The sequence below is a fragment of the Enterobacter sp. SA197 genome, from assembly GCF_054131575.1.
On sequence record NZ_CP096393.1, the window covers coordinates 1,066,232 to 1,087,832 of the forward strand.

A 21,601-nucleotide genomic window follows, 5' to 3' on the forward strand; every position below is an offset into this window, starting at 1 on the left:
CTCTCTCCATCAGACAAGATGTTAAGAGTATGGAACAGAAAAACGCGTTCTGCCTTGCGGTAAAACGCGGTATCAGGGGAGTTAACGGGGCAGGGCGATACGCGGTTTAACCCGGTCGTGCAGCGCCGGATTGTCACTCTCGTCTTTCAGTTTTACGCCGGTCAGCCTGCGTAAAAAGGCCTGTTCCAGCAGCCAGGCGAGCTTAAAGGCGGCGGCCTCAAAATTGAGCCCTTCCGGGCGGATGTTGGAGATGCAGTTACGCTCTGACTCTAGTCGCTTGCGCTCTGGCTTCCACGTCAAATAAACCCCCAGACTGTCCGGCGAGGAGAGACCAGGGCGCTCACCGATAAGCATAGCGACCGCTTTGCTGTTGAGGGTTTCGCCGATGTCATCGCCCAGCGCAACGCGGGACTGGTGTGCCAGCACCACCGGGCCATGAGAGAGTCCCAGCGTTTGCAGATAGGGTAACAGGGCGGTAATCAGCCCCAGCGACTGACGTTGCACCGCGTGGGAAGAGAGCCCGTCGCCAATGACCAGCAGCAGATCGTGCGGGGGGATGCGGCTGGCAGCCAGTTCAGCGCGGCTTTCGTCGCTGAGCCTGCGCCCCAGATCCGGGCGGTTAAGGTAGATATGCCGGTCCGTTGCGGCACTGTGTGCCTCCAGGGTTTCCAGGCCCAGCGCCTGAAGCTGTCGGGCAAGACTTTCACTGTCAAACGGCTGGTGGATGGCGTCCCGGGCCTGCGCATGGGCGAGGCCGAAGTTCAGCACTTCCTGGGTGGGAAGGCTGGCGCCACTGCGCCCAAGTGCTATGCGGGCATCGGTAAATTCACGCAGCAGGGTCCATGCATCAGGTGGATTCATGCGAGTGCTCCATGTGGCAGGGCGCTGAGTAGCGGATGGTTAACGCCGGTCAGACGGAGCTGTCCGTGCGCATCAATGATCTGCATGCGGGTTAACCAGTCGGCGAATTCCGGGGCATGCTTCAGCCCCAGCAGGCGGCGAGCATAGAGTGCGTCATGAAAAGAGGTGCTCTGATAGTTGAGCATGATGTCATCCGCACCCGGCACGCCAATCAGGAAGGTCAGCCCGGCGTTACACAACAGGGTGAGCAGGGTGTCCATGTCGTCCTGATCGGCTTCTGCATGGTTGGTGTAGCAGACGTCGCAGCCAATCGGCAGCCCCATCAGCTTGCCGCAGAAGTGATCTTCCAGCCCGGCGCGAATGATCTGCTTGCCGTCATAGAGATACTCCGGCCCGATAAACCCCACCACCGTATTGACCAGCAGCGGACTGAAATGGCGTGCCACGGCGTAGGCGCGCGCCTCGCAGGTTTGCTGGTCCACGTCGTAATGAGCGTTAGCCGACAGGCAACTGCCCTGGCCGGTTTCAAAATACATCACGTTGTTGCCGAGGGTGCCGCGTTTAAGACTTAGCGCCGCCTCCTGCGCCTCTTTAAGCATCGCCAGATTGATGCCAAAACCGCTGTTAGCCGCCTCGGTACCAGCCACCGACTGGAAGACCAGATCTACCGGCGATCCGCGTTCGATCAGTTGGAGGGTATTGGTCACATGGGTCAGCACGCAGGACTGGGTCGGAATGCTAAAGCGGGTAATGATGTCGTCCATCATATGGTTGAGCCTGTCCAGCACCGGCAGGCTGTCGCTGGCCGGATTAATCCCCACCACCGCGTCGCCGGCACCATAGAGCAACCCATCAAGCATACTGGCAGCGATGCCTTTGAGATCATCTGTCGGGTGGTTAGGCTGTAGCCGCACGCTGAGGTGACCGGGCAGACCGATGCTATTACGAAAACGGGTTACGACGCTGCACTTGCTGGCTGCCAGAATCAAATCCTGATTACGCATCAGCTTGCTGACCGCGGCGGCCATTTCCGGGGTAATGGCACAAGCAACGTCGCGCAGCACCGTGCTGTCCGTGGCGTCAGCCAGCAGCCAGTCGCGAAAATCGCCCACCGTCAGGTGGCTGATGGCGTGAAAGGCCGCCGTATTGTGCGTATCGATGATAAGGCGGGTGACTTCATCGTCTTCATAGGGAATAAGTGGATTTTCGAGAATGTCACGCAATGGCAGCGCGGCGAGCGCCATTTTAGCGGCCATGCGTTCTTCAGCCGACTGCGCAGCCACGCCGGCCAGCACATCCCCGGAGCGGGCCGGGGAGGCCTTAGCCATCAGCTCTTTTAAGCTGGCGAACCGGTAGACCCGGTGCGCCAGAGTGGTCTTATACATTCCGTCTCCTCAGGAGAGTACACGCAGTTGCGGGTCGGGTGCGGCGCGTTCACGGGCCGTTGCCGTTTTACGGAACCACAGATAACCGCCGAGCATCATCAGCGCGAAAATCAGCGCCAGCAGCGTGTTGTACCAGACCATCGCCACCAGACAGAGTACCGCCATGCCCAGGGCAAACGCCGGGGCGATCGGAAACAGCGGCGCTTTAAACGGGCGCGTAAGGTTGGGTTCGCTGCGGCGCAGCTTAAACAGTGCCGCCATCGAGGTGATATACATAACAATAGCGCCGAATACCGACATCGTCACAATGCAGGCGGTGAGCGGCATACCACTGATGGTAATGATCGAATCGGAGAAGATAGCGGCAATACCCACCACGCCACCTGCCAGGATGGCGAGATGCGGGGTGCGGGTTTTGCGATTCAGAGTTGCCAGCGGTGCGGGCAGATAGCCTGCGCGTGCCAGCGAGTAGATCTGGCGCGAGTAACCCATGATGATGCCATGAAATGACGCCACCAGGCCAAACAGCCCCAGCCAGACCAGCATATGCAGCCAGCCGCTGCTGTCACCCACCACCACTTTCATTGCCTGGGGCAGGGGATCGTTGATGTTTGACAGGGTGCGCCAGTCGCCCACACCACCGGCAAACATCATTACGCCTACCGCCAGAACGGTTAGCGTCAGAATGCCGCCGCCCAGGGCGCGGGGAATGGTACGCTGCGGATCTTTCGCTTCTTCTGCCGCCATCGACGCGCCTTCAATCGCGAGAAAAAACCAGATAGCAAACGGAATTGCTGCGAACATCCCCGGCAGCGCCAGCCCGCTGAAGTTGTCGGCACCCGCCCAGCCGTTGGCGGTGAAATTATCCCAGGAAAAACCCGGTGCCACGACGCCCATAAAGACCAGCAGTTCAAAGATGGCCAACAGAGTGACAATTAACTCAAACGTAGCGGCAATACCTACGCCGAGAATATTTAGCGTCATAAATATGACGTATGCCCCACAGGCCACCCATTTAGGATCAAGTGAGGGAAACTGAACATTAAGATAAGCCCCGATTGCCATTGCGATGGCCGGTGGCGCAAAAACAAATTCTATCAGGGTCGCGAAACCGGCAATGAAACCCCCGGTCGGCCCGAAAGCCCGATAAGCATAAGCGAAAGGGCCGCCCGCATGAGGGATTGCGGTGGTCAGTTCGGTAAAGCTAAAAATAAAGGCGCAATACATGGCGGCTATCGCCAGGGCGACAATCAGAAAGCCCAGCGTGCCTGCCTGGGACCAGCCATAACTCCAGCCGAAATATTCTCCTGAGATTACCAGGCCAACGGCAATACCCCATAAACGGAAGCTGCCGAGCGTTCTTTTTAGTGTGGTTGATTCGGTGGTCATCTTCTACTGCCTCGCCAATAAACAGAGTGCAGAAGGAATTGCAAAGGCGATGCCACAATCGCTTTATCCTCATAATTCATTGGGTTGTTGATCTTTTGCAGAGGATTACCAGCAAACCGGCCAGAGAATGCACCGTGACCTGTCAGCGGCTGGTGCAGCGTGCGCTTTCATGGTGAAAACCAGTAAGCCGTCTGCCATCGCAGGGCCTAAGGTGGCGTTAAATAAGGGGGAACTTGATAAAATAGGGACCTGAGTGAAATTTTTTCCACTGGCGAAGCATAATGTCCACGCCAAAAAGGAATATTAAAAATAAATACCGGTATACTAATGCGAATATTCCTGGGTCGGGATTTTGCCGCCGGTGCTTTAATTACCTTGAGACCTTTGGAATCGCACATCCTCTATTTTAAACGTTGATTACGTTATAGATTTAATTTTAGTTAATCGATTCTGTCGGTCGAACCATGTATATTTGAAGTTGTCGCCTGATGTTAAATGTAATTTCTGAGAATGAGTTGACCTGAACAAATTCGCACTTTAGTTTGAGAGTGAGAATGGTCAGGAAAATCCAGGATTGTATTTAACTAAGGAGGGGTATATGGCCTGGCGTCCAATTTTGTATGTCATTTTTACCACAAATCCACGATTAACGACCCGACGGGCAAGGCTGCGGCTGGTAGCCAGTCAGGGGTGAACTCGCTCGCTTTACTGGCAAGGGCACGACTTCAGTAACGCTCGTTAAATCCCTAAATCAAGGGCAGCAGACTGACTATCAGCGCTGCATGTTCCCCTCACCCTGACCCTCTCCCCGGAGGGGCGAGGGGATCGTTTTGTGCGGTTTGTCAGTGCTTCTCTCCCTCACGTTTTACAGCGATAGCATTGCTCAATGAGAGTAAAACCGTCGCAGCGATGACCAGGTCCGGCTGAAAATCGACGACGCGTATCCGTAAGGCCGGGGCGCCGCGCAGGGATGCGCGGCGAGGGCGGCTTTACAGGGAGGTTTCCTCCGCCCGTCCCCGATAAGCCTGAAGGATTAAGCGTCGTGAACCGCGAAGCGGCGATTTTCCTGGCCGGGAGCCCGGGTCGCCAGGGTGGTGGCGGTGAACCACCCTGGCACGTTCACGGGTTCTGGCGTGACAGAAAAGCAAGGAACATAAGGTGAACGGAACGACCCTCGGAGCCGCATATTCCCCCTCACCCTGACCCTCTCCCCGGAGGGGCGAGGGGATCGTTTTGTGCGGTTTGTCAGTGCTTCTCTCCCTCACGTTTTGCAGCGATAGCATTGCTCAATGAGAGTAAAACCGTCGCAGCGATGACCAGGTCCGGCTGAAAATCGACGACGCATATCCGCAAGGCCGGGGCGCCGCGCAGGGATGCGCGGCGAGGGCGGCTTTACAGGGAGGTTTCCTCCGCCCGTCCCCGATAAGCCTGAAGGATTAAGCGTCGTGAACCGCGAAGCGGCGATTTTCCTGGCCGGGAGCCCGGGTCGCCAGGGTGGTGGCGGTGAACCACCCTGGCACGTTCACGGGGTCTGGTGTGACAGAAAAGCAAGGAACATAAAGTGAACGGAACGACCCTCGGAGCCGCATGTTCCCCCTCACCCTGACCCTCTCCCTTGAGGGAGAGGGAACCGTCCGTGCTCGTATTTATTTGTGGGGATTCCTCAGCCTAAAGGGAGAGGGAACCGTCCGTGCTACAGGCTCTCAGCCAGTTCAAACATGCCGTACGGGTGAATTTGCAGGAAGTAGGTGTCCCCGACATCCGGCTGCAGCCGTGTGGCGTTCACCTGCAACAAAATGCGCTGTCCGTGCCACTCCACAATGACTTCATACTGCGGCCCCATATAAGCCACGTGCTGAATCACACAGCGCTGGCTCTCTTCGCCATGTTCTCCGAGGGTGATGGCCTCCGGGCGTACCCCCACTGTACCCGTACCCTGGGCGGCAAAATGCTCAGGCTTCGGCAAACGGTAGCCGTAAATAGCCACGCTGTCCTGCTGGATGGTCGCCGGGAACAGGTTGGCATCGCCCATAAAGCTCGCCATAAAACGTGACGCGGGCTGACGATAGAGGTCCTGCGGCGACCCCATCTGCATAATGTTGCCTTTATTCATCACCAGTACGGTGTCGGAGACGGCAAAGGCTTCACTCTGATCGTGAGTGACATACAGTGAAGTGATATTGAACTGCTTTTGCAGCTCGCGAATTTTATCGCGCATGCTGCGACGCAGGTTAGCATCCAGGTTACTCAAGGGTTCATCGAAGAGCAGCACCTTGGGTTTGAGGATCAGCGCACGTGCCAGCGCCACGCGCTGCTGCTGGCCGCCGGAAATCTGGTCTACGAAGCGGTCTTCAAACCCCTCCAGATCCACCATCGCCAGCGCCTCTTTGACGCGGGTTTTGATCTCCGCACGAGGTACGCCGAGCATCTTCAGACCGTACCCCACGTTCTCGCCGAGCGACATATGCGGGAAGAGAGCATAGGACTGAAACACCATGCAGATGTCACGCTGCTGGATAGAACGATGCGTAACGTCTTCGCCGTCAATGAAAATCTGCCCATCGGTGGGCTTTTCCAGCCCGGCGACCAGGCGAAGCACGGTCGTTTTTCCACAGCCGGAGGGGCCGAGCAGGCTTACCATTTCCCCTTTCGGGATGGCGAGATTAATACTTTCAATGACCGTGTTGTTGCCGAAGCGCTTGTTAACGTTACGCAATTCTACGAAATGTTGTTGTGTCATGGTCGTGCTCCGTTACGCCTGGTTTTTGGCTTTGGAACGGGAGATACGAGCCTCACCGATCAGCCAGTCAAAAATAAAGATGATGGCGAGCATCACCACAATAAGGATTGAGCCGTAAGCAATCGCCACGCCGTACTCGCCGTCTTCCACACGATTCAGGATGTAAGCGGTCGCCACGCGGGTGTCCGGGGTGACCAAAAAGACGATGGCACTGACGGTGGTAATCGCACGGACAAAGCTGTAAATGAGCGCTGACAAAATAGCCGGACGCAGCAGCGGCAGCAGGATCTGCGTGATGGTACGCAGAGAGCCGGCGCGCAGGCTAAGCGAGGCTTCATCCAGCGATTTGTCTATCTGACCCAGGCCTGCGATACCCGCACGAATACCCACCGGCACGTTACGCATCACCATCGACATGATGACAATCGCTGCGGTTCCGGTGATGTATACCGGGGCACTGTTAAAGGCGAGGATATAAGAGACCCCAGCCACGGTGCCCGGTACGGCAAAGCACAGCATGGTGGTGAATTCGATGGTCTTTTTGCCTTTAAACTGCTGGCGCACCACAACCCAGGCGATCAGCAGACCAAACGCAGCGGTAATTGGCGCGGCAATACCCGCATACAGCAGCGTATCGAGTAGTGAAGGCCATGCACCGTCGCTCATTCCCTGGCCAAACAGCTTGGTGAAGTTGTCCAGCGTCAGGGTGTAATCCACGCCCCAGTTAACGGTGAAGCTGCCGTAAAAAATGCTGCCGTAAAGCAGGGCATTAAAGGCGACCCAAATGGCCAGTAGCGCGATCACGCTCCAGACCAGGGTGACCGGCAGCGGCTGCACATCGCCACGGTAGGATTTCCCGGAGACCGTCACGTAAGAGCGTTTGCCAATCCACATGTACTGTACGCAGAACACCAGCAGTGAGAAGAGCAGCAGGAAGGCGCCCAGCGTACTCGCCGCCTGATAATCGAGCTGCGAGCCGGTAATATAGAAGTAGATCTGCGTTGCCAGTACGTCGAAGTTGCCGCCCAGCACCAGGGGGTTACTAAAATCAGCCAGCGACTGCACCACCACAATCAGGAAGGCGTTCGCCAGAGCGGGTTTGAGCAAGGGAACAAATACGCCGTTAAAGGTCTGCCAGCGGCTGGCGCGCAGCGTGTAAGACGCCTCTTCCAGCGAAGGATGGATGGTTTTGATGGCCCCATCAATAATCATGAATGCCATCGGCGTAAAGGCCAGAACCTGCGCCAGCCAGATACCGGTAAAGCCATACAGCCAGTTCGTGTTGGTAAGCCCGAACCAGTCGACCATCAGTTCGGTCACGTAGCCGGAACGCCCCATCATCAGGGTAACGCCTAAGCCCACCACGAACGGGGGGGTGACGATGGGCAGAATGGAGAACACGCGCCCGATAATGGCGCTGCGTTTGGCAATACGCGTGGTGTAGATTGCCAGCACCAGGCCAAAGAAGGTGCAGCCGACGCCAACGGCCATCGCCAGCCAGATGGAGTTGAGGATGACCTGGATAATATGCGCCTGCGAAAGCACACTCATAAACGCCAGCGGGGCGAACTCGCCGCTGTCAGTGGTGAACATTGGAATAAAGATGGCGATGCTTGGCCAGACGATAAAGATGCTGATGAGCGCCACAATGGCTATGAGCGACCCAATGACGAAACGGTCACCGCCGAGCCACTCCAGACGGGTCAGCGCCAGCGTCATGATGGCACCTAAAGAGACGAAAAGCACAATGCTGGCGTAGCCAAGACCGCGACCTTCGACCGTGGCGCTGATCGCCACAAAGGCGATGCACAGCAAGGCCCATAACGCATCAAAGTAGTGACGGCCGCGCTGCTCACGTTTCGCTTCACTGAGCGGACGAAGCGCCAGTACGGAAGGGAGCAGATACCATAACCAGCTGACATTGAAATGCGACCAGCCGTAGGCGGCAAAGATTTCATCGGACGTTGAGTCGGTCAGGCCATAATCCAGGCTCCAGCTCGGCAGCAGCGCAAACGCCAGCCAGCCGAGCAAAACCCAAAGGAAGACCGCATCCCGTTTTTTGGCGGGATGGAGAGTGAGTGTATGTGACATAAGCGTTCCGGTGTTGTAGGCCGGGTGAGGCCACAGCGCCTTCACCCGGCAAATGCTGCAGGTGTGGGTTTATTTGCCCATCTTCACGTCGCTAACCCATTTGTTGATCAGCGCCTTACGGACATCCGTGGAACCGTATTTGTCCATGTCGTAGCTGATAAGCTTCAGATCGTCGAGCTTCAGTGAGTTTGGCGAGGTTTCGGCCGTGGTGTTGGTCAGAATCTGGTAAGACTTGCCTTTTTTCCACGCCAGCTCCTGGGCTTCTTTTGACAGCGCCCAGTCCACGAACAGTTTCGCGTTATCCAGGTTACGCGCCCCTTTCAGGATGCTGATACCGCCAATTTCATAGCCGGTGCCTTCACACGGTGAGATAAGTTCCAGCGGTGCGCCTTGCTCTTTTTCCAGTGAGTAATCATGCAGGAAGCCGATGCCAATCGCCGTTTCGCCACGGGCGGCGTTACGCGCCGGGGCAATGCCGGATTTCGTGTACTGTGAGACGTTGCTGTTAAGTTGCTTGAGGTAATCAAAGGCCTGATCCTCGCCCCACAGCTGAACGAAGGTTGCCAGCGCGGTGTAGGCGGTGCCGGAGCTTTGTGGATCTGCTATCTGGATCTCGCCTTTGTATTCCGGTTTGGTCAGATCTTTCCAGCATTTTGGTATCGGCAGGTTTTTCTCTTTCAGGCGCTGGGTATTGACGCCAAAGCCCAGAATGCCCACATACACGGCGGAGGAGAGGTTGCCTTTCACTTTTGCCGGGTCACGGAATTTCTCCATCACCTGCTCAAGATTCGGTGATTTATAGGCCTGCAACAGACCCATTTCTCCCGCCTGGGACTGGGGGTCCAGAGTGCCGCCGTACCAGACATCCGCCTGCGGGTTTTTCTTCTCTGCGTCGACTTTCGCCAGCGTACTGCCGGAACCGTTACGGATGAAGGAGGTTTTGACGTTGTATTTTTCGCCAAAGGCCTGGGTTTCGGTTTCACACATTTCATTGGTGGCGCTGCAATAGACCACCAGACGACCTTCTGCTTTAGCCACGCCGCTAAAGGCGGAGAGTGCCAGGCCGGTTGCTACCAGGGTAGAGAGTAGAGTGACTTTCATTATTTTATCCTTCTTACGAGGTGCCAGGACTGCGTGATGTTGCAATGCCCGCCATCAGTAGCGGCATCAGTAATAAACCCATCAGTACGGCGGCAACGGAGAGCAGAGTGAACATCCCCGACCAGCCATAGCGTTCAATGATTTGTGACAGCGGCCAGCCCGCCAGCGCGGCTCCCAGGTAGGCGAATATGCCGAGAAACCCGGTTATTGAGCCCGCTGCTGCCTTATGTCCGCACTCAACGGCGGCAAGGCCAATCAACATTTGCGGGCCGAAGACAAAAAATCCCACCGTAAAAAAGCACATTGCCAGCAGTGCGTAATGGTGCACCGGCGCGAGCCAGAGTGCCGCCACCGATACCATCAGCCCCAGCGTAAAGAGCAGGATCATCGGCGCACGTTGTCCACTAAACAGCAGGTCTGAGCCCCATCCGGCAAATAACGCCCCCAGCAGGCCGCCGATTTCAAACAGCATGACCGTGGCGTTGGCGCTCAGTAAGTTGACGCCGTGGCTTTCCGACAGCCAGAGATTGCCCCAGTCATTGAGCGCGATGCGGATCAGGTAGACCAGCACGTAAGAGAACCCCAGTAGCCAAATCAACGGGTTACGCAGTACGGTTTCGCGCAGCATCTGCCAGAGGCCCATTGGCGGGCTTTGCTGCTCCTGACGCAGCTCCAGCGGGTCGTGTCGCCACGCCCCTACGCTCGGTAATCCCTCTTCCTGCGGTGTGCCCCGCAGTTGCATCGTTAACCACACGCCCAGTGCCATGCTGAGTATCCCCGGTGTCAGCATCGCCGCCTGCCAGCCCCACCAGTGAGCGGCGAAGGCGCAAATCAGCGGAATAATCGCACCGCCGATGTTGATAGACATATTCCAGCAGCCCCACCAGAAACCGCGTTCGTTACGCGAGTACCAGTGGGTCAGCAGTCGGGCGCAGGGTGGCCAGCCCCAGCCCTGGAAAAAACCGTTTAGCGTCCAGACCACCAGCAGTAGTGGCAGCGAATCACCAAACGCAAACAGCACGTTCAGAAGCCCAGTGGCAAAAAGTCCGCAGCCCATAAAGGCGCGCTGACCGTGGCTGTCGTGCCAGAGCCCGGCGGCGAACTTCGACATGCCGTAGCTGAGATAAAACAGCGATCCCAGCAGGCCGATATCACCTTTATCCAGACCCAAATCGCTTTGCAGCGCAGGGAGTACGTAGTTCACGCTTTTACGCGTCAGATAAAACGCGGCATAGCCCACCACCATAGAGAGCAGCAAACGCGAACGCAGCATGCGATAACGGTGGTCAATGTCCTCAGGCGAGATGGCGTACATAGCGGTCTCCAGTTGCGCTGACTATAGGTAAGTGCAGGCGAAAGCGGATGAGAGAAACTGCCCGGATGACTAAGACTTTTTCCTGGTCAGCGTGAGTTTTGTTGCAAAACTGTGGGCAAGTTAACAGTAACGAAGGTGCCGTTGCGGGATTCGAGGGTCAGCTCTCCGCCAAGCGCATGGACGCGTTCACGCATTCCCTGAATGCCGGAGCCGGGCATTTTCCCGGCGGCAATCCCTACTCCGTTATCCTGCACTTCAAGACGCAAACGCTCGTTGTACTCGCTAAGGCGAATGCGCACTTCGCTGGCGCTGGCGTGTTTGCAGACGTTATTGAGCAACTCCTGCACCAGCCGGTAAAGGGTAAAGACCAGCGTTTCGCTGGTGGGAGGGGTATGCAGTTGGTAGTTGAAACGGCAATCGATGCCACGCTCAGCGAAGGCGAACTCGTTAACCAGGTGGTGTAACGCTTCCTGGAGGGTGAGTTCATCAAGCACCGGGGGACGTAACTGGCGGAGCAACTGTCGCGTGGAGTGGTGAATGCGTCGCGCCAGGGCGTTGATCTGTTCGGCCGCTTCCAGCGCCTGGGGAGTATCGCCCGCGCGTTTGACTAACTGGGACTGGATTTGAATGGCGGTGATGTTCTGGCCGATTTCGTCATGCAGTTCACGGGCCAGGCTTTTACGGGTGTCCTCTTCCGTATGAATCAGCTTTTCCGCCAGTGCCTGCCGCGCGCGCAGTTCGCCCTCCAGCCTGCGACGATAGCGGTCAAGATTCAATGCCAGGTGCTGCTGGCGGCTGATGGCGATGCCCAGCCCGATGCCTAACAGCGCCTGGGTGGCGAGAAAAATCTCCAGCTCCAGTAGATCGCTAAAGCCAACACCGACCTGGCGGGCGATGGTGATGAGCATGCTACCAAGCAGACCCGACATCACGCCGCCCTGCCAGCCAAACTTCCATGCCATAACGACGTTGGGCAAGAACACCACAATCAATAACAGGCGTTCGATTTGCGGAGAGAGCACCATCTGGGTACCGATACCGATGATGAAAAAGAGGCTGCACCAGATGATAAGCGAGGTGCGCAGCGGCGGGGCGATAGTATCCAGCCCCAACAGATGGTGACGATGCTGCTGGCGCAGGAACTCGAAAATCAGATAGGCAAAAGGGGTGAGCAGCACGCCGCCGGTAAACGAAGCCAGCCCGGCCAGCAGGACCGGGCTGTGTAAAAACGGGGCGAGCAGCAGAGTGTGGAGCAGTGCGGTGACGGTAACGGCCGTGAGCAGTAAGGTTAATCGCTGCCAGTACAAGGGAAAGCGGTGCCAGTATCGCTGGGTAAACAGCGCCGGCAGAAGAGTAATAAAGGGGGCGACAAGCATACTGTAACCGCTCACCAGCTGTTCGCTCCAGAGCCAGAAGATCAGCGCCAGTTGCGGCAATAACAGGGCGGGCCAGAACCGCCTTGAAACCAGAATCAACAGAGCCAGATAGACTCCATGTGGCAGAAACAATACCGCCTGCTGGCCGTTGTGGGTCAGATAGAAGCTGAGGGTCCAGAGCATCAGCCAGCCCGGTCCCCAGGCCAGCACGATAAACAGCGATATCACGCCGTGACGCAGGGATCGCGTCATCAGTGGTTCGCCAGCAGATTATGATTTAGCGCGAAGTGCACCAGTTCAATGGTGGTCGCACATTGCAGTTTGCCAAGAACGTTGGCGCGGTGGACGTGAACCGTTTTGTGGCTCAGTTCGAGTTGAAAGGCGATCTCTTTAACGCTGTCACCTTTTACCAGTAAATCAAAAACTTCACGCTCGCGTGGCGTAAGGGTGGAGAGCACTTTTACCGGCTGCACATCGCCGCGCAGGGCTTTGAGGGCATCAGCACAGAGATAGTGCCCGCCAAGTCCGACAGAACGGACCGCACGTACCAGCTCCTCAGGGCCGCAGCGTTTTGTCAGATAGCCACTGGCACCCGCGTCGAGCGCGCTTTGGACAAAAGCCGGGGTGTCATAGATGCTAAGGATAATCGCGCGAAATCCAGGGCGCTGCTGGCGCAGGCGTTTGAGCAGACTGAGACCATTTTCATCCGGCATGGCGACATCCAGTACGGCCACGTCGACATCCTCCTTCAGCAGGGCGGGCCAGGCTTCGGCAGCGGTACTGTATTGCCCGCTGACGCTGAGATCGTCTTCCAGCCCCAGCAACTGCGCAAACCCTGACCGTACTACCACATGATCATCCACCAGAACCACACGTACCATAACGCACTCTCGCAGGAGAAAAGCCCTATCATGCCGCCTGGTTTACGGCTGGCAACGTTCAGGTCGGCGATATGGAACCGATGTAACATAAATGCAATATTTGTGGGGGAGGTGGGCCGCCCTCAGGCGGCCGTGTTGTTCAGATGCGCGCCGATATAGCGCTCATAACGATGGGGCTTCAGGCGTGTCAGATCCACCAGCACCAGACCATCCACGCAATTGTTAAAATCCGGGTCACAACCAAAATCAATAAACTGCACGCCGCCGGGCTCACATAGCTCTGAATACTGCTTATACAGAGGCGGAATTGCACATCCCAGATTGCCGAGCATGGATTTCAGACGGGTTAAATCTTCGCTGTAATCCTCACCGGTAAACTGGGTCAGTACATCCGGCAGCGTGGCAGGCCAGGGGCGGCGCGAGTGGGCCAGTGGCCAGCTTGCCGGGAACCACAGACGGTAGAAGGCCACTAATAAGTCGCGTGCCGCAGGGGGGAACCCCCCGGAAATCGATACCGGACCAAACAGGTAGCGGTATTGCGGATAGCGGGCCAGGTAAGCGCCAATGCCGGACCATAGATAGTCAAGGCCGCGACGCCCCCAGTAGCGTGGCTGAATAAAGCTGCGCCCCAGTTCAATACCCTGCGCCAGGACGTCGGACATCCGCTCGTCATAATGGAACAGGCTGTAGCTGTAGAGCCCGGCCGGACCCCGCTTTTCCACCTGACCTGCGGTAGGCATAAACCGGTAGGCGCCGACGATTTCCAGATCGGTTTCGTCCCAGAGGATCAGATGAAGGTAGTCGTCATCGTACCTGTCGGTGTCGCGGCGTTTGCCACTGCCTTCGCCAACAGCACGGAAGGCTATTTCCCGCAACCGGCCCAGCTCACGCAAGAGCGGCGCATCCTCCTGCCCCTGACGCTGCCAGAGATAAATGATTTTTCCGTCGGGGGTGCGCCCAAGGCACTCGGCTCGTGTCAGCTCCCGGCGCAGCATGGCCCGGTCTTCCGGTCGGGCGATCGCACTCTCGGTTTTAAACAGGCCTGGCGCTTTTTTGCCCAGTCGACGCACGTGCTTGCGACATCTGTCCGCCACATCGCGGGCGGAGAGTGAGGGGGATTGCCAGCTGTCCCAGGGAATACGCTGACCAATGGTGATGGGCAGCGTGGTTCCGCGGCGGCGAAACATTTGTTGCACCAGCAAAAGCAGCGGCAGCGTGTCCGAGAGCAGTGCGGTGCCATAGAAAAGGGGGCTGTTGCGGGCGTTGATCCAGATGGGAAGCAGCGGTGTGCGGAATTTTTTCGCCAGTTTAACGAAGCCTGGATGCCATTTGCCGTCGCGGATGCCTTTGCGGGTCAGCCGTGACACTTCCCCGGCCGGGAAGAAAATCAAGACGCCACCCCGTTGCAGCTGGTTTTCCATCTGTTGCAGTGAAGTTTTTCGCGTGCGGCCGCCCATGTTGTCCACGGGAATAAACAAGGAGCTGAGAGGTTCCAGATGACAGAGCATCCGGTTGGTTACCACTTTGACATCGCGGCGGACCCGGGAAACAGCATACAGCAGTGCCAGTCCGTCCAGTGTGCCGGTGGGATGGTTGGCCACAATCACCAGTGGGCCTTGCTCGGGGATCTGTTCGATGTCATGAGCGGGGAGGGTACAGTGGATCTGCAGATGCTCCAGGACCTGCTCAACCATGTCCAGCCCTTTAAGATGAGGGTGGCTGGCGGCAAACTGTTGAAACTCTTTTTCGTATACCAGGCGTCTTAGCAGATTTTTTTGCCAGGGGGCGGGTTTGGCCTGGGGCCAGAGGTCATCAAGCACACTATCGAGACTAAACATGGTCACTCCTCCTGCCGTCTTGCGATGACAGTAGAAGTTACGGATGACACTTACATTTCAGCTTTGTGAATTAATGGCAACGCAGGAAAGGGGAGAGAGGTAGCCCGGCAGACACCGCCGGGCCTGATGACTTACAAAATCTTACGTTCAGCGAGGTCGAGGGCGAAGTAGCTGAAGATTAAATCGGCACCAGCACGTTTGATTGCTCCAAGGCTTTCCAGAATCACCTTATCTTCATCAATAGCGCCAGCCCTGGCGGCAAATTTGATCATCGCATACTCGCCGCTGACCTGATAAGCCCCCAGAGGTAAAGCGGTACGTTCACGAATATCACGCAGGATATCGAGATAAGCACCGGCCGGTTTTACCATCAGGCAGTCCGCGCCTTGCGCTTCATCAAGCAGCGACTCACGAATGGCCTCGCGGCGGTTCATGGGGTTCATCTGATAGGTTTTACGATCGCCTTTCAGCGCAGTCCCGGCGGCTTCCCGGAACGGGCCATAGAAGGAAGAAGCAAATTTAGTGGAGTAGGACATGATGGCGGTGTCGGTAAAGCCCGCTGCATCCAGAGCCTGACGAATAGCCTGTACCTGGCCGTCCATTGCCGCTGAAGGTGCGATAAAGTCGGCACCGGCTGCTGCCGCGACGACGGCTTGTTTGCCAAGATTGAGCAGGGTTGCATCGTTGTCGACGCCATGATCGCAGAGTACGCCGCAGTGACCGTGAGAAGTGTATTCACAGAAGCAGGTGTCAGACATCACGATCATCTCCGGTACTGCATCTTTGGCAATACGTGACATGCGCGCCACCAGACCATTTTCCTGCCAGGCATCACTACCGGTTGCGTCCGTGTGGTGAGAGATGCCAAAGGTCATGACCGAGCGGATACCCGCGCTGGCGATACGTTCAATTTCACGAGCAAGGTACTTTTCAGGAATGCGCATCACGCCGGGCATGGCGGTAATCGCTTTGTAATCATCAATCTCTTCTTCAACAAAGATGGGCAACACCAGGTCGTTCAGGCTAAGTGTTGTCTCTTCAAACATGGCGCGAAGCGAGGCAGATTTGCGCAGGCGGCGCGGGCGGGTGATTAAGTCAGTCATGATGTGCCTGAAGTCTTAGGAAACGTGGGGGATAGTGTATCTGAAAAAAGAAGGGTGTGTTTTACCAAAATCGTCTTTAACGGCGAGAAGGCCCGACGGAGTCTACATTGGCATAATCATTAGTTGGTGTGATATTTCTTTTTTGAATTTATAGAGGCATTTTATTGGTTTTATAAATTGCATTTGTGTGTTGAATATTCGTTGGTTTTAATAGGCTTTGCTCTGATGTGTATTTCGTTTTAAACCGTTTCATAAAAGAGAATGTTTTCTTTTTTATCTGGATGAAAAGTATGGCTTTTGCTATTTAATCCCCAGGTGTTAGTGATTGAGAAAAGTAATTTATCCGAATTCGGACTTTACGTGAACTTTAATTGAACCATTTGGTTTATGTACGGCATAATTTTCTCCGCAACGAAACTTGATTGTATTTGATGCATTAATAATTGATGGACCAACGATAATATCCCTGAGGAGGGATGACAAATGCACTCCTGGAAAAAGAAACTTGTAGTATCGCAACTGGCATTAGCCTGCACTTTGGCAATCGCTTCTCAGGCAAATGCGGCGACTTATGATACCTGGAATTACGTTGATAATCCTAAGACAGCGCTGGACTGGAGCGATATGGATGCGCCAGGTACGGTTGATGGCAACTATGTGAATTATAGCGGTTTTGTTTACCACAATAATGCGAACGGCGACTTTGATCAAACATTTAACGGTGATACCGTTAACGGTACGATTTCCACCTATTATCTGAACCATGATTATACTAATGGTGTTGATGGCTCAGATAACATATTGAACATCAATAATTCAATTATCCACGGCTCTATTACCTCTCATCTGCCTATTGGCGTTGGTACTGATGGGCATGCATATCAATATCATGAATACGGTACTGACCGCGTAATCGATAATAACTGGCATGATGGCGATGTGTTCACACTGAACATTTCAAACTCCATCATTGATGACGATTATGAAGCATTATATTTCACTGACTCCTACCTGGACGGTGACGTAACCAAACAAACTCATGAAACCTTTACCACGGCAGCAGGTGAAGGCAAACCATATGGCGCAGGCCTTGGCCTTGCCGTAAATCTTGATGTTGAAAGCAATATCAATATTTCGAATAACTCTCGTGTCGCGGGTATCAGCCTGACTCAGGGCAATACGGCTAACAATACCTACACCACTGAGTCCCACACCTGGGATAATAACATCAACGTTTCCAATTCTACCGTCACATCTGGTTCAGTGACTTCTCTTGAGACTTCTGGCTTCTATGGCCACTCTGCTGAACCAAGTGATTATACCGGTAATGGCGGCGACAACGATGTAGCATTGTATTTCAGCGATAGTGCAGCATCTAACTATTCAATGAAAAACAATGTCAACTTTAACAACTCTACTCTGCTTGGCGATGTTGTTTTCAACAGTACCTGGAATGCGAATTTCTATCCTCATGGTTATGATAGCAACGCTGATGGCGCAAAAGACACCAACGGCGGCTGGGCTGATGATGCGTTAAACGTTGATGAGCTGAACATCACCCTGGATAACGGCTCTAAATGGACGGGTTCTGCAAGTTCCAGTTATGAAGCAATTGCCTCTACCGACTGGTATGACGTAACAGATAATAGTATTTATCCTGGCTCTGTCATCGAAGGGAATGCCTGGAACCGAGTCATTGACGATAAAGTTTTCCAGAGCGGCGTATTTAACGTAGCGTTAAATAATGGTTCTGTCTGGAATACTGTAAATGATTCTAATATTGACACTTTGACTGTGAACAACGGTTCAAAAGTTAATGTTGCTCAATCCAGCCTGCTTTCTGACACCATCGCACTGACTAACAGTTCTTCTTTGAACATTGGTGATGAAGGTTATGTAGCAACCGATCATTTGACCGTAAACAGCTACAGTACAGTTAACGTGTCCAGCGATGATACGACAGATTCTTATGGTGGTTACACTCCGTCTCTGTACGCTAACACCATCACTGTCACAAACGGCGGTCTGCTGAATGTGGATGTTGATGAATTTGATATCAACCCCTTCAAAACAGATACCCTGGAGCTGACCAGTGGAAATATTGCTGACAGCAAAGGTCATGTAGTTTCAGGTGTATTCAATATCAATAGCAGCAACTATGTTCTTGATGCTGACCTGGTCAATGACCGCACCAACGATAAAACCAAAGCTAATTATGGCTATGGTGTCATTGCAATGAACTCCGATGGTCACCTGACTATCAACGGCAACGGCGATATCAATGGTGGTAATGAACTGGATAACAGTTCTACTGATGACGTAACCGCAGCCAAAGGTAACTACAAAGTTCGCGTTGACGACTCAACCGGTGCTGGCCGTATCGCTGACTACAAAGGTAAAGAACTTATCTATGTTAACGATAAGAACACCGCAGCAACCTTTACTGCAGCTAACAAAGCCGATCTGGGTGCTTACACCTACGAGGCTCAGCAGAAAGGCAACACCGTTGTTCTGCGTCAGCGTGAACTGACCGACTATGCCAACATGGCGCTGAGCATTCCTTCTGCGAATACCAACATCTGGAACCAGCAGCAGGATACTCTGTCTACCCGTCTGACCAACGGTCGTCATGGACTGGCAGATAACGGTGGCGCATGGGTTAACTACTTCGGTGGTAGCTTCAACGGTGACAACGGCGTTATCGAATACGATCAAGATATCAGCGGCATCATGGTCGGTGTTGATACCTTCGTTGAAGGTAATAACGCGAAATGGACCGTCGGTGCGGCGGCTGGTTTTGCTAAAGGCGATGTAAGCGATCGTTCTGGCAAAGTCGATCAGGATAGCCAGTCTGCGTACATCTACTCTTCTGCACGTTTCGACAACAACGTCTTCGTTGATGGTAACCTGAGCTACAGCCGTTTCAGCAATGACCTGTCTGCAACCATGTCTAACGGTCAGTATGTTGACGGTGATTCTACTACGGATGCATGGGGCTTTGGTCTGAAAGCCGGTTACGACTGGAAAGTGAACGACAACGGCTATGTTACTCCGTATGCTGCTATCTCTGGTCTGTTCCAGTCCGGTGATAACTACCGTCTGAGCAACAACATGAAAGCGGGCGATCAGGATTACGATAGCCTGCGTTATGAACTGGGCGTGGATGCAGGTTACACCTTCTCCTACGGCAGCGATCAGGCTCTGACCCCGTACTTCAAACTGGCTTACGTCTACGATGACTCCAATAACACGGCGAAAGTGAATGGTGACTCTATCGACAATGGCGTTGAAGGTTCTGCGGTTCGTGTTGGTCTGGGTACGCAGTTCAGCTTCACCAAAAACTTCAGTGCTTACACTGATGCAACCTATCTGGGCGGCGGCGACGTTGAACAGGATTGGGGTGCTAAAGTTGGCGTGAAATACACCTGGTAATAAAACTGGCAGGGAAGATATCTTCCCTGCTATTTTGATTTATACAAATTCCCGCTATGGATTGGTGGGAATTTTTACATACAAGGACAGTTAATGATTTCACTGAATAAACCGCTTGCGGAATATTATTTACTAGATCAATGTTTTTCACCTCACGGTACGTTTTTCGAACTGCCAGAAAATACGCTTCTCACTTTCAAAAACATAAATCCTAATGAGGTGGCTATTTTTCTTCAGCAGGGTGAAATTGCTATCAGCCGAAAATATAATGATGTTCTGCTGGGGATTGCCCAGGGGCCTTTTATAAACGGCCTCAGTACAAGCATGATTGCCCGCCCTGTGGAGTACGTTTACACCACACAAAGCATATGTACGGGTTATTATTTACCTTCTGAAAAGGTATTAACCATACTTGAAGATAATCAACTCTGGCGTGAAGCCTTTGCCTGGTTGACCTGGTGGCACCGGCTTGCTGAAAGCCGCGACAGTCAGCTTATAGGAAGTAGCACTTATGATCAGATTCGTTCAACGCTACTAACCATGGCAGACTGGGATGAAACGCTACGCTCACGAATAGGCGTGATGTATTACATTCAACGGCGAACGGGTATTTCCCGCTCGGTGATTGCCGAGGTCCTTTCTGCATTGCGTAAGGGTAATTACATTGAAATGTATAAAGGCAAGCTATTAAAAGTTAATCGCTTGCCCTACGAATATTAAATGAACGGGAATGATATCAGGAGGATGGCACGATGATGGGCTTATTACTGCTCATTTCACTGACCAACTCGTTCACCCCATCACTCATGTTAGTAAATTTCGTTAACGGCGAGCGAGTGACGACAACAAATACCCCGACATTACTTTGTGGAATCATTGCCATATAGGTGATAAAACCGCCGCCGCCGCCTGTTTTTTGAATAATACCCGGGCGCCCCTCTTTGGGTGCCATATAGACCCATCCCATGCCCAAAGCATCAGCTCTGCCTGGCACATCCATACCGATAACACGGGTAAGCTGGTTGCGTTGATAAATCAATGTCTGCATCCGATCGGCCTGGTTATTTCGATGATAGAAATCCGACGAAAGGAACTGCTGCATCCAACGCATCATATCGCCTGGCGTGGAGTAAACCCCGCCACTGCCAATGGCAGCGAGCGTGTTATTACACGGACTGGCTCCCTTCTCGGCGATCATCAGTCGCTTGCATTGATCGGGTGAGGGGGTGAACGTCGTATCTTTCATGCCAAGCGGGCGGGTGATCTGCTCTTCGAAAAGCTGCGGATAAGGTTTACCTGCTGCTCTCGCCAGCGCATCTGCCAACAGATCAAACGCCAGATTGGAATAGGCGGCCTGCGTACCGGGGCCAGCTTTAAGTTTAGCCGTAGAGAGCCAGTTCCATCGTTGTTGCTGGGTAGGCCAGACAAAAACGTCTCTGTGCGCGGCTCCCCCGGGTTGTTCACGAGGCAGGGCACTCGTATGGGTGGCCAGATTCAGTAACGTAATCGGCGATCCCTGCCATGTCGGCACGACAGCGCCAGGCGGGGCATACTTACTCAGGGGATCGTTCAGTTTAACTATCCCCTGATCGTACATTTTCACCAGCATTTCACTGGTCATCAGTTTGGAAATCGACGCGATACGGATAACGGAATCGAGTTGAGGGCGTACGTTGGTGCCCGGGCGCGTTTCACCAAAGCTTCTGAAAACGCGCTGATTGCCATCAATGGCTACCAGAGCCATCCCCGTCGCGCCGCTGCCATAAAAAATATGGTTAGCGTAACGATCAACGATATCAGACGCAAAAGCCGGGTCGGGTGACGTCTGAGCTGCATGGGCTGGTGCCAACGTGAAGGCGTACAGCGCCGCAGAAAAAAGCAAACAACGTTTCAACGAAAGCATCCGTATATGAAAGAAGTGGATAGTGCGTATTTATACTATCTGGCGGGGTATTTCAAAGCACAGAAAAAGGCATAATTTCTGAAATTTACGTAACGATGCGTAAACATGAACTTTTTTCCTGAACCCCAAAGGAATAAAGGGCTGTGGTACCCTCACTTATTAGCAATGATAGCCAGTGATGAGGGG

Annotated in this window: 14 protein-coding genes; 2 read left to right on the forward strand and 12 right to left on the reverse strand. The window is 54.1% G+C overall.

All coding sequences use genetic code 11. The features are described 5' to 3' along the window. Positions 1–81: 81 nt before the first annotated feature. The 11 genes from eutC to hemB form a co-directional block, all read right to left on the reverse strand. Complete coding sequence (gene eutC, locus M1D91_RS04825; protein ID WP_437434235.1) at positions 82–861, reverse strand: ethanolamine ammonia-lyase subunit EutC; 780 nt, start codon at positions 859–861, stop codon at positions 82–84. Continuing rightward, positions 858–2,246 (reverse strand): ethanolamine ammonia-lyase subunit EutB, encoded by a 1,389-nt coding sequence (locus tag M1D91_RS04830; RefSeq protein WP_437434234.1) that lies wholly within the window; start codon positions 2,244–2,246, stop codon positions 858–860. Before M1D91_RS04830 ends, eutC begins: the two co-directional genes overlap by 4 nt. A 9-nt stretch (positions 2,247–2,255) precedes the next feature. Beyond that, positions 2,256–3,635 (reverse strand): ethanolamine permease, encoded by a 1,380-nt coding sequence (eat, locus tag M1D91_RS04835; protein WP_437434233.1) that lies wholly within the window; start codon positions 3,633–3,635, stop codon positions 2,256–2,258. 1,693 nt (positions 3,636–5,328) lie between these two features. After that, entirely contained in the window at positions 5,329–6,375 is a 1,047-nt protein-coding gene (gene fbpC / locus M1D91_RS04840; protein WP_437433828.1) for a ferric ABC transporter ATP-binding protein, read from the reverse strand. A gap of 12 nt (positions 6,376–6,387) precedes the next feature. Then, a complete protein-coding gene (locus tag M1D91_RS04845) occupies positions 6,388–8,466 on the reverse strand; it encodes an ABC transporter permease (protein ID WP_437433827.1) in 2,079 nt (692 codons plus the stop codon). Between the two features lie 69 nt (positions 8,467–8,535). Continuing rightward, on the reverse strand, positions 8,536–9,567 hold the full coding sequence (locus M1D91_RS04850) for an ABC transporter substrate-binding protein (RefSeq protein ID WP_437433826.1): 1,032 nt from the start codon (positions 9,565–9,567) through the stop codon (positions 8,536–8,538). Positions 9,568–9,580: 13 nt separating this feature from the next. Next, positions 9,581–10,882, reverse strand: a complete 1,302-nt coding sequence (uhpC, locus tag M1D91_RS04855) for an MFS transporter family glucose-6-phosphate receptor UhpC (RefSeq protein WP_437433825.1) — start codon at positions 10,880–10,882, stop codon at positions 9,581–9,583. An 86-nt stretch (positions 10,883–10,968) separates the two neighbouring features. Further along, the gene (locus tag M1D91_RS04860; RefSeq protein ID WP_437433824.1) at positions 10,969–12,510 is read right to left on the reverse strand and encodes an MASE1 domain-containing sensor histidine kinase; all 1,542 of its coding nucleotides are present in this window, start codon (positions 12,508–12,510) and stop codon (positions 10,969–10,971) included. Further along, positions 12,510–13,139 (reverse strand): response regulator, encoded by a 630-nt coding sequence (locus tag M1D91_RS04865; protein ID WP_437433823.1) that lies wholly within the window; start codon positions 13,137–13,139, stop codon positions 12,510–12,512. Before M1D91_RS04865 ends, M1D91_RS04860 begins: the two co-directional genes overlap by 1 nt. 122 nt (positions 13,140–13,261) lie before the next feature. Continuing rightward, positions 13,262–14,977, reverse strand: a complete 1,716-nt coding sequence (locus tag M1D91_RS04870; RefSeq protein ID WP_437433822.1) for a lysophospholipid acyltransferase family protein — start codon at positions 14,975–14,977, stop codon at positions 13,262–13,264. 131 nt (positions 14,978–15,108) lie between these two features. Further along, a complete protein-coding gene (gene hemB / locus M1D91_RS04875; protein WP_437433821.1) occupies positions 15,109–16,080 on the reverse strand; it encodes a porphobilinogen synthase in 972 nt (323 codons plus the stop codon). Between the two features lie 483 nt (positions 16,081–16,563). Between hemB and M1D91_RS04880 the strand changes: the two genes are divergently transcribed. Both M1D91_RS04880 and M1D91_RS04885 read left to right on the forward strand, forming a co-directional pair. Beyond that, a complete protein-coding gene (locus M1D91_RS04880) occupies positions 16,564–19,512 on the forward strand; it encodes an autotransporter outer membrane beta-barrel domain-containing protein (protein ID WP_437433820.1) in 2,949 nt (982 codons plus the stop codon). A gap of 93 nt (positions 19,513–19,605) precedes the next feature. Next, entirely contained in the window at positions 19,606–20,232 is a 627-nt protein-coding gene (locus M1D91_RS04885; protein WP_437433819.1) for a helix-turn-helix domain-containing protein, read from the forward strand. Between the two features lie 16 nt (positions 20,233–20,248). Here M1D91_RS04885 and ampH read toward each other — a convergent pair whose 3' ends face one another. After that, entirely contained in the window at positions 20,249–21,406 is a 1,158-nt protein-coding gene (gene ampH, locus M1D91_RS04890) for a D-alanyl-D-alanine-carboxypeptidase/endopeptidase AmpH (RefSeq protein WP_437433818.1), read from the reverse strand. Between the last annotated feature and the right edge of the window lie 195 nt (positions 21,407–21,601).

What these genes read in the sequence shown, in the direction of transcription:
- eutC (WP_437434235.1), bottom strand. Translation starts at nt 861, where the DNA reads ATGAATCCACCTGATGCATGGACCCTGCTGCGTGAATTTACCGATGCC.
- M1D91_RS04830 (WP_437434234.1), bottom strand. Translation starts at nt 2,246, where the DNA reads ATGTATAAGACCACTCTGGCGCACCGGGTCTACCGGTTCGCCAGCTTA.
- eat (WP_437434233.1), bottom strand. Translation starts at nt 3,635, where the DNA reads ATGACCACCGAATCAACCACACTAAAAAGAACGCTCGGCAGCTTCCGT.
- fbpC (WP_437433828.1), bottom strand. Translation starts at nt 6,375, where the DNA reads ATGACACAACAACATTTCGTAGAATTGCGTAACGTTAACAAGCGCTTC.
- M1D91_RS04845 (WP_437433827.1), bottom strand. Translation starts at nt 8,466, where the DNA reads ATGTCACATACACTCACTCTCCATCCCGCCAAAAAACGGGATGCGGTC.
- M1D91_RS04850 (WP_437433826.1), bottom strand. Translation starts at nt 9,567, where the DNA reads ATGAAAGTCACTCTACTCTCTACCCTGGTAGCAACCGGCCTGGCACTC.
- uhpC (WP_437433825.1), bottom strand. Translation starts at nt 10,882, where the DNA reads ATGTACGCCATCTCGCCTGAGGACATTGACCACCGTTATCGCATGCTG.
- M1D91_RS04860 (WP_437433824.1), bottom strand. Translation starts at nt 12,510, where the DNA reads ATGACGCGATCCCTGCGTCACGGCGTGATATCGCTGTTTATCGTGCTG.
- M1D91_RS04865 (WP_437433823.1), bottom strand. Translation starts at nt 13,139, where the DNA reads ATGGTACGTGTGGTTCTGGTGGATGATCATGTGGTAGTACGGTCAGGG.
- M1D91_RS04870 (WP_437433822.1), bottom strand. Translation starts at nt 14,977, where the DNA reads ATGTTTAGTCTCGATAGTGTGCTTGATGACCTCTGGCCCCAGGCCAAA.
- hemB (WP_437433821.1), bottom strand. Translation starts at nt 16,080, where the DNA reads ATGACTGACTTAATCACCCGCCCGCGCCGCCTGCGCAAATCTGCCTCG.
- M1D91_RS04880 (WP_437433820.1), top strand. Translation starts at nt 16,564, where the DNA reads ATGCACTCCTGGAAAAAGAAACTTGTAGTATCGCAACTGGCATTAGCC.
- M1D91_RS04885 (WP_437433819.1), top strand. Translation starts at nt 19,606, where the DNA reads ATGATTTCACTGAATAAACCGCTTGCGGAATATTATTTACTAGATCAA.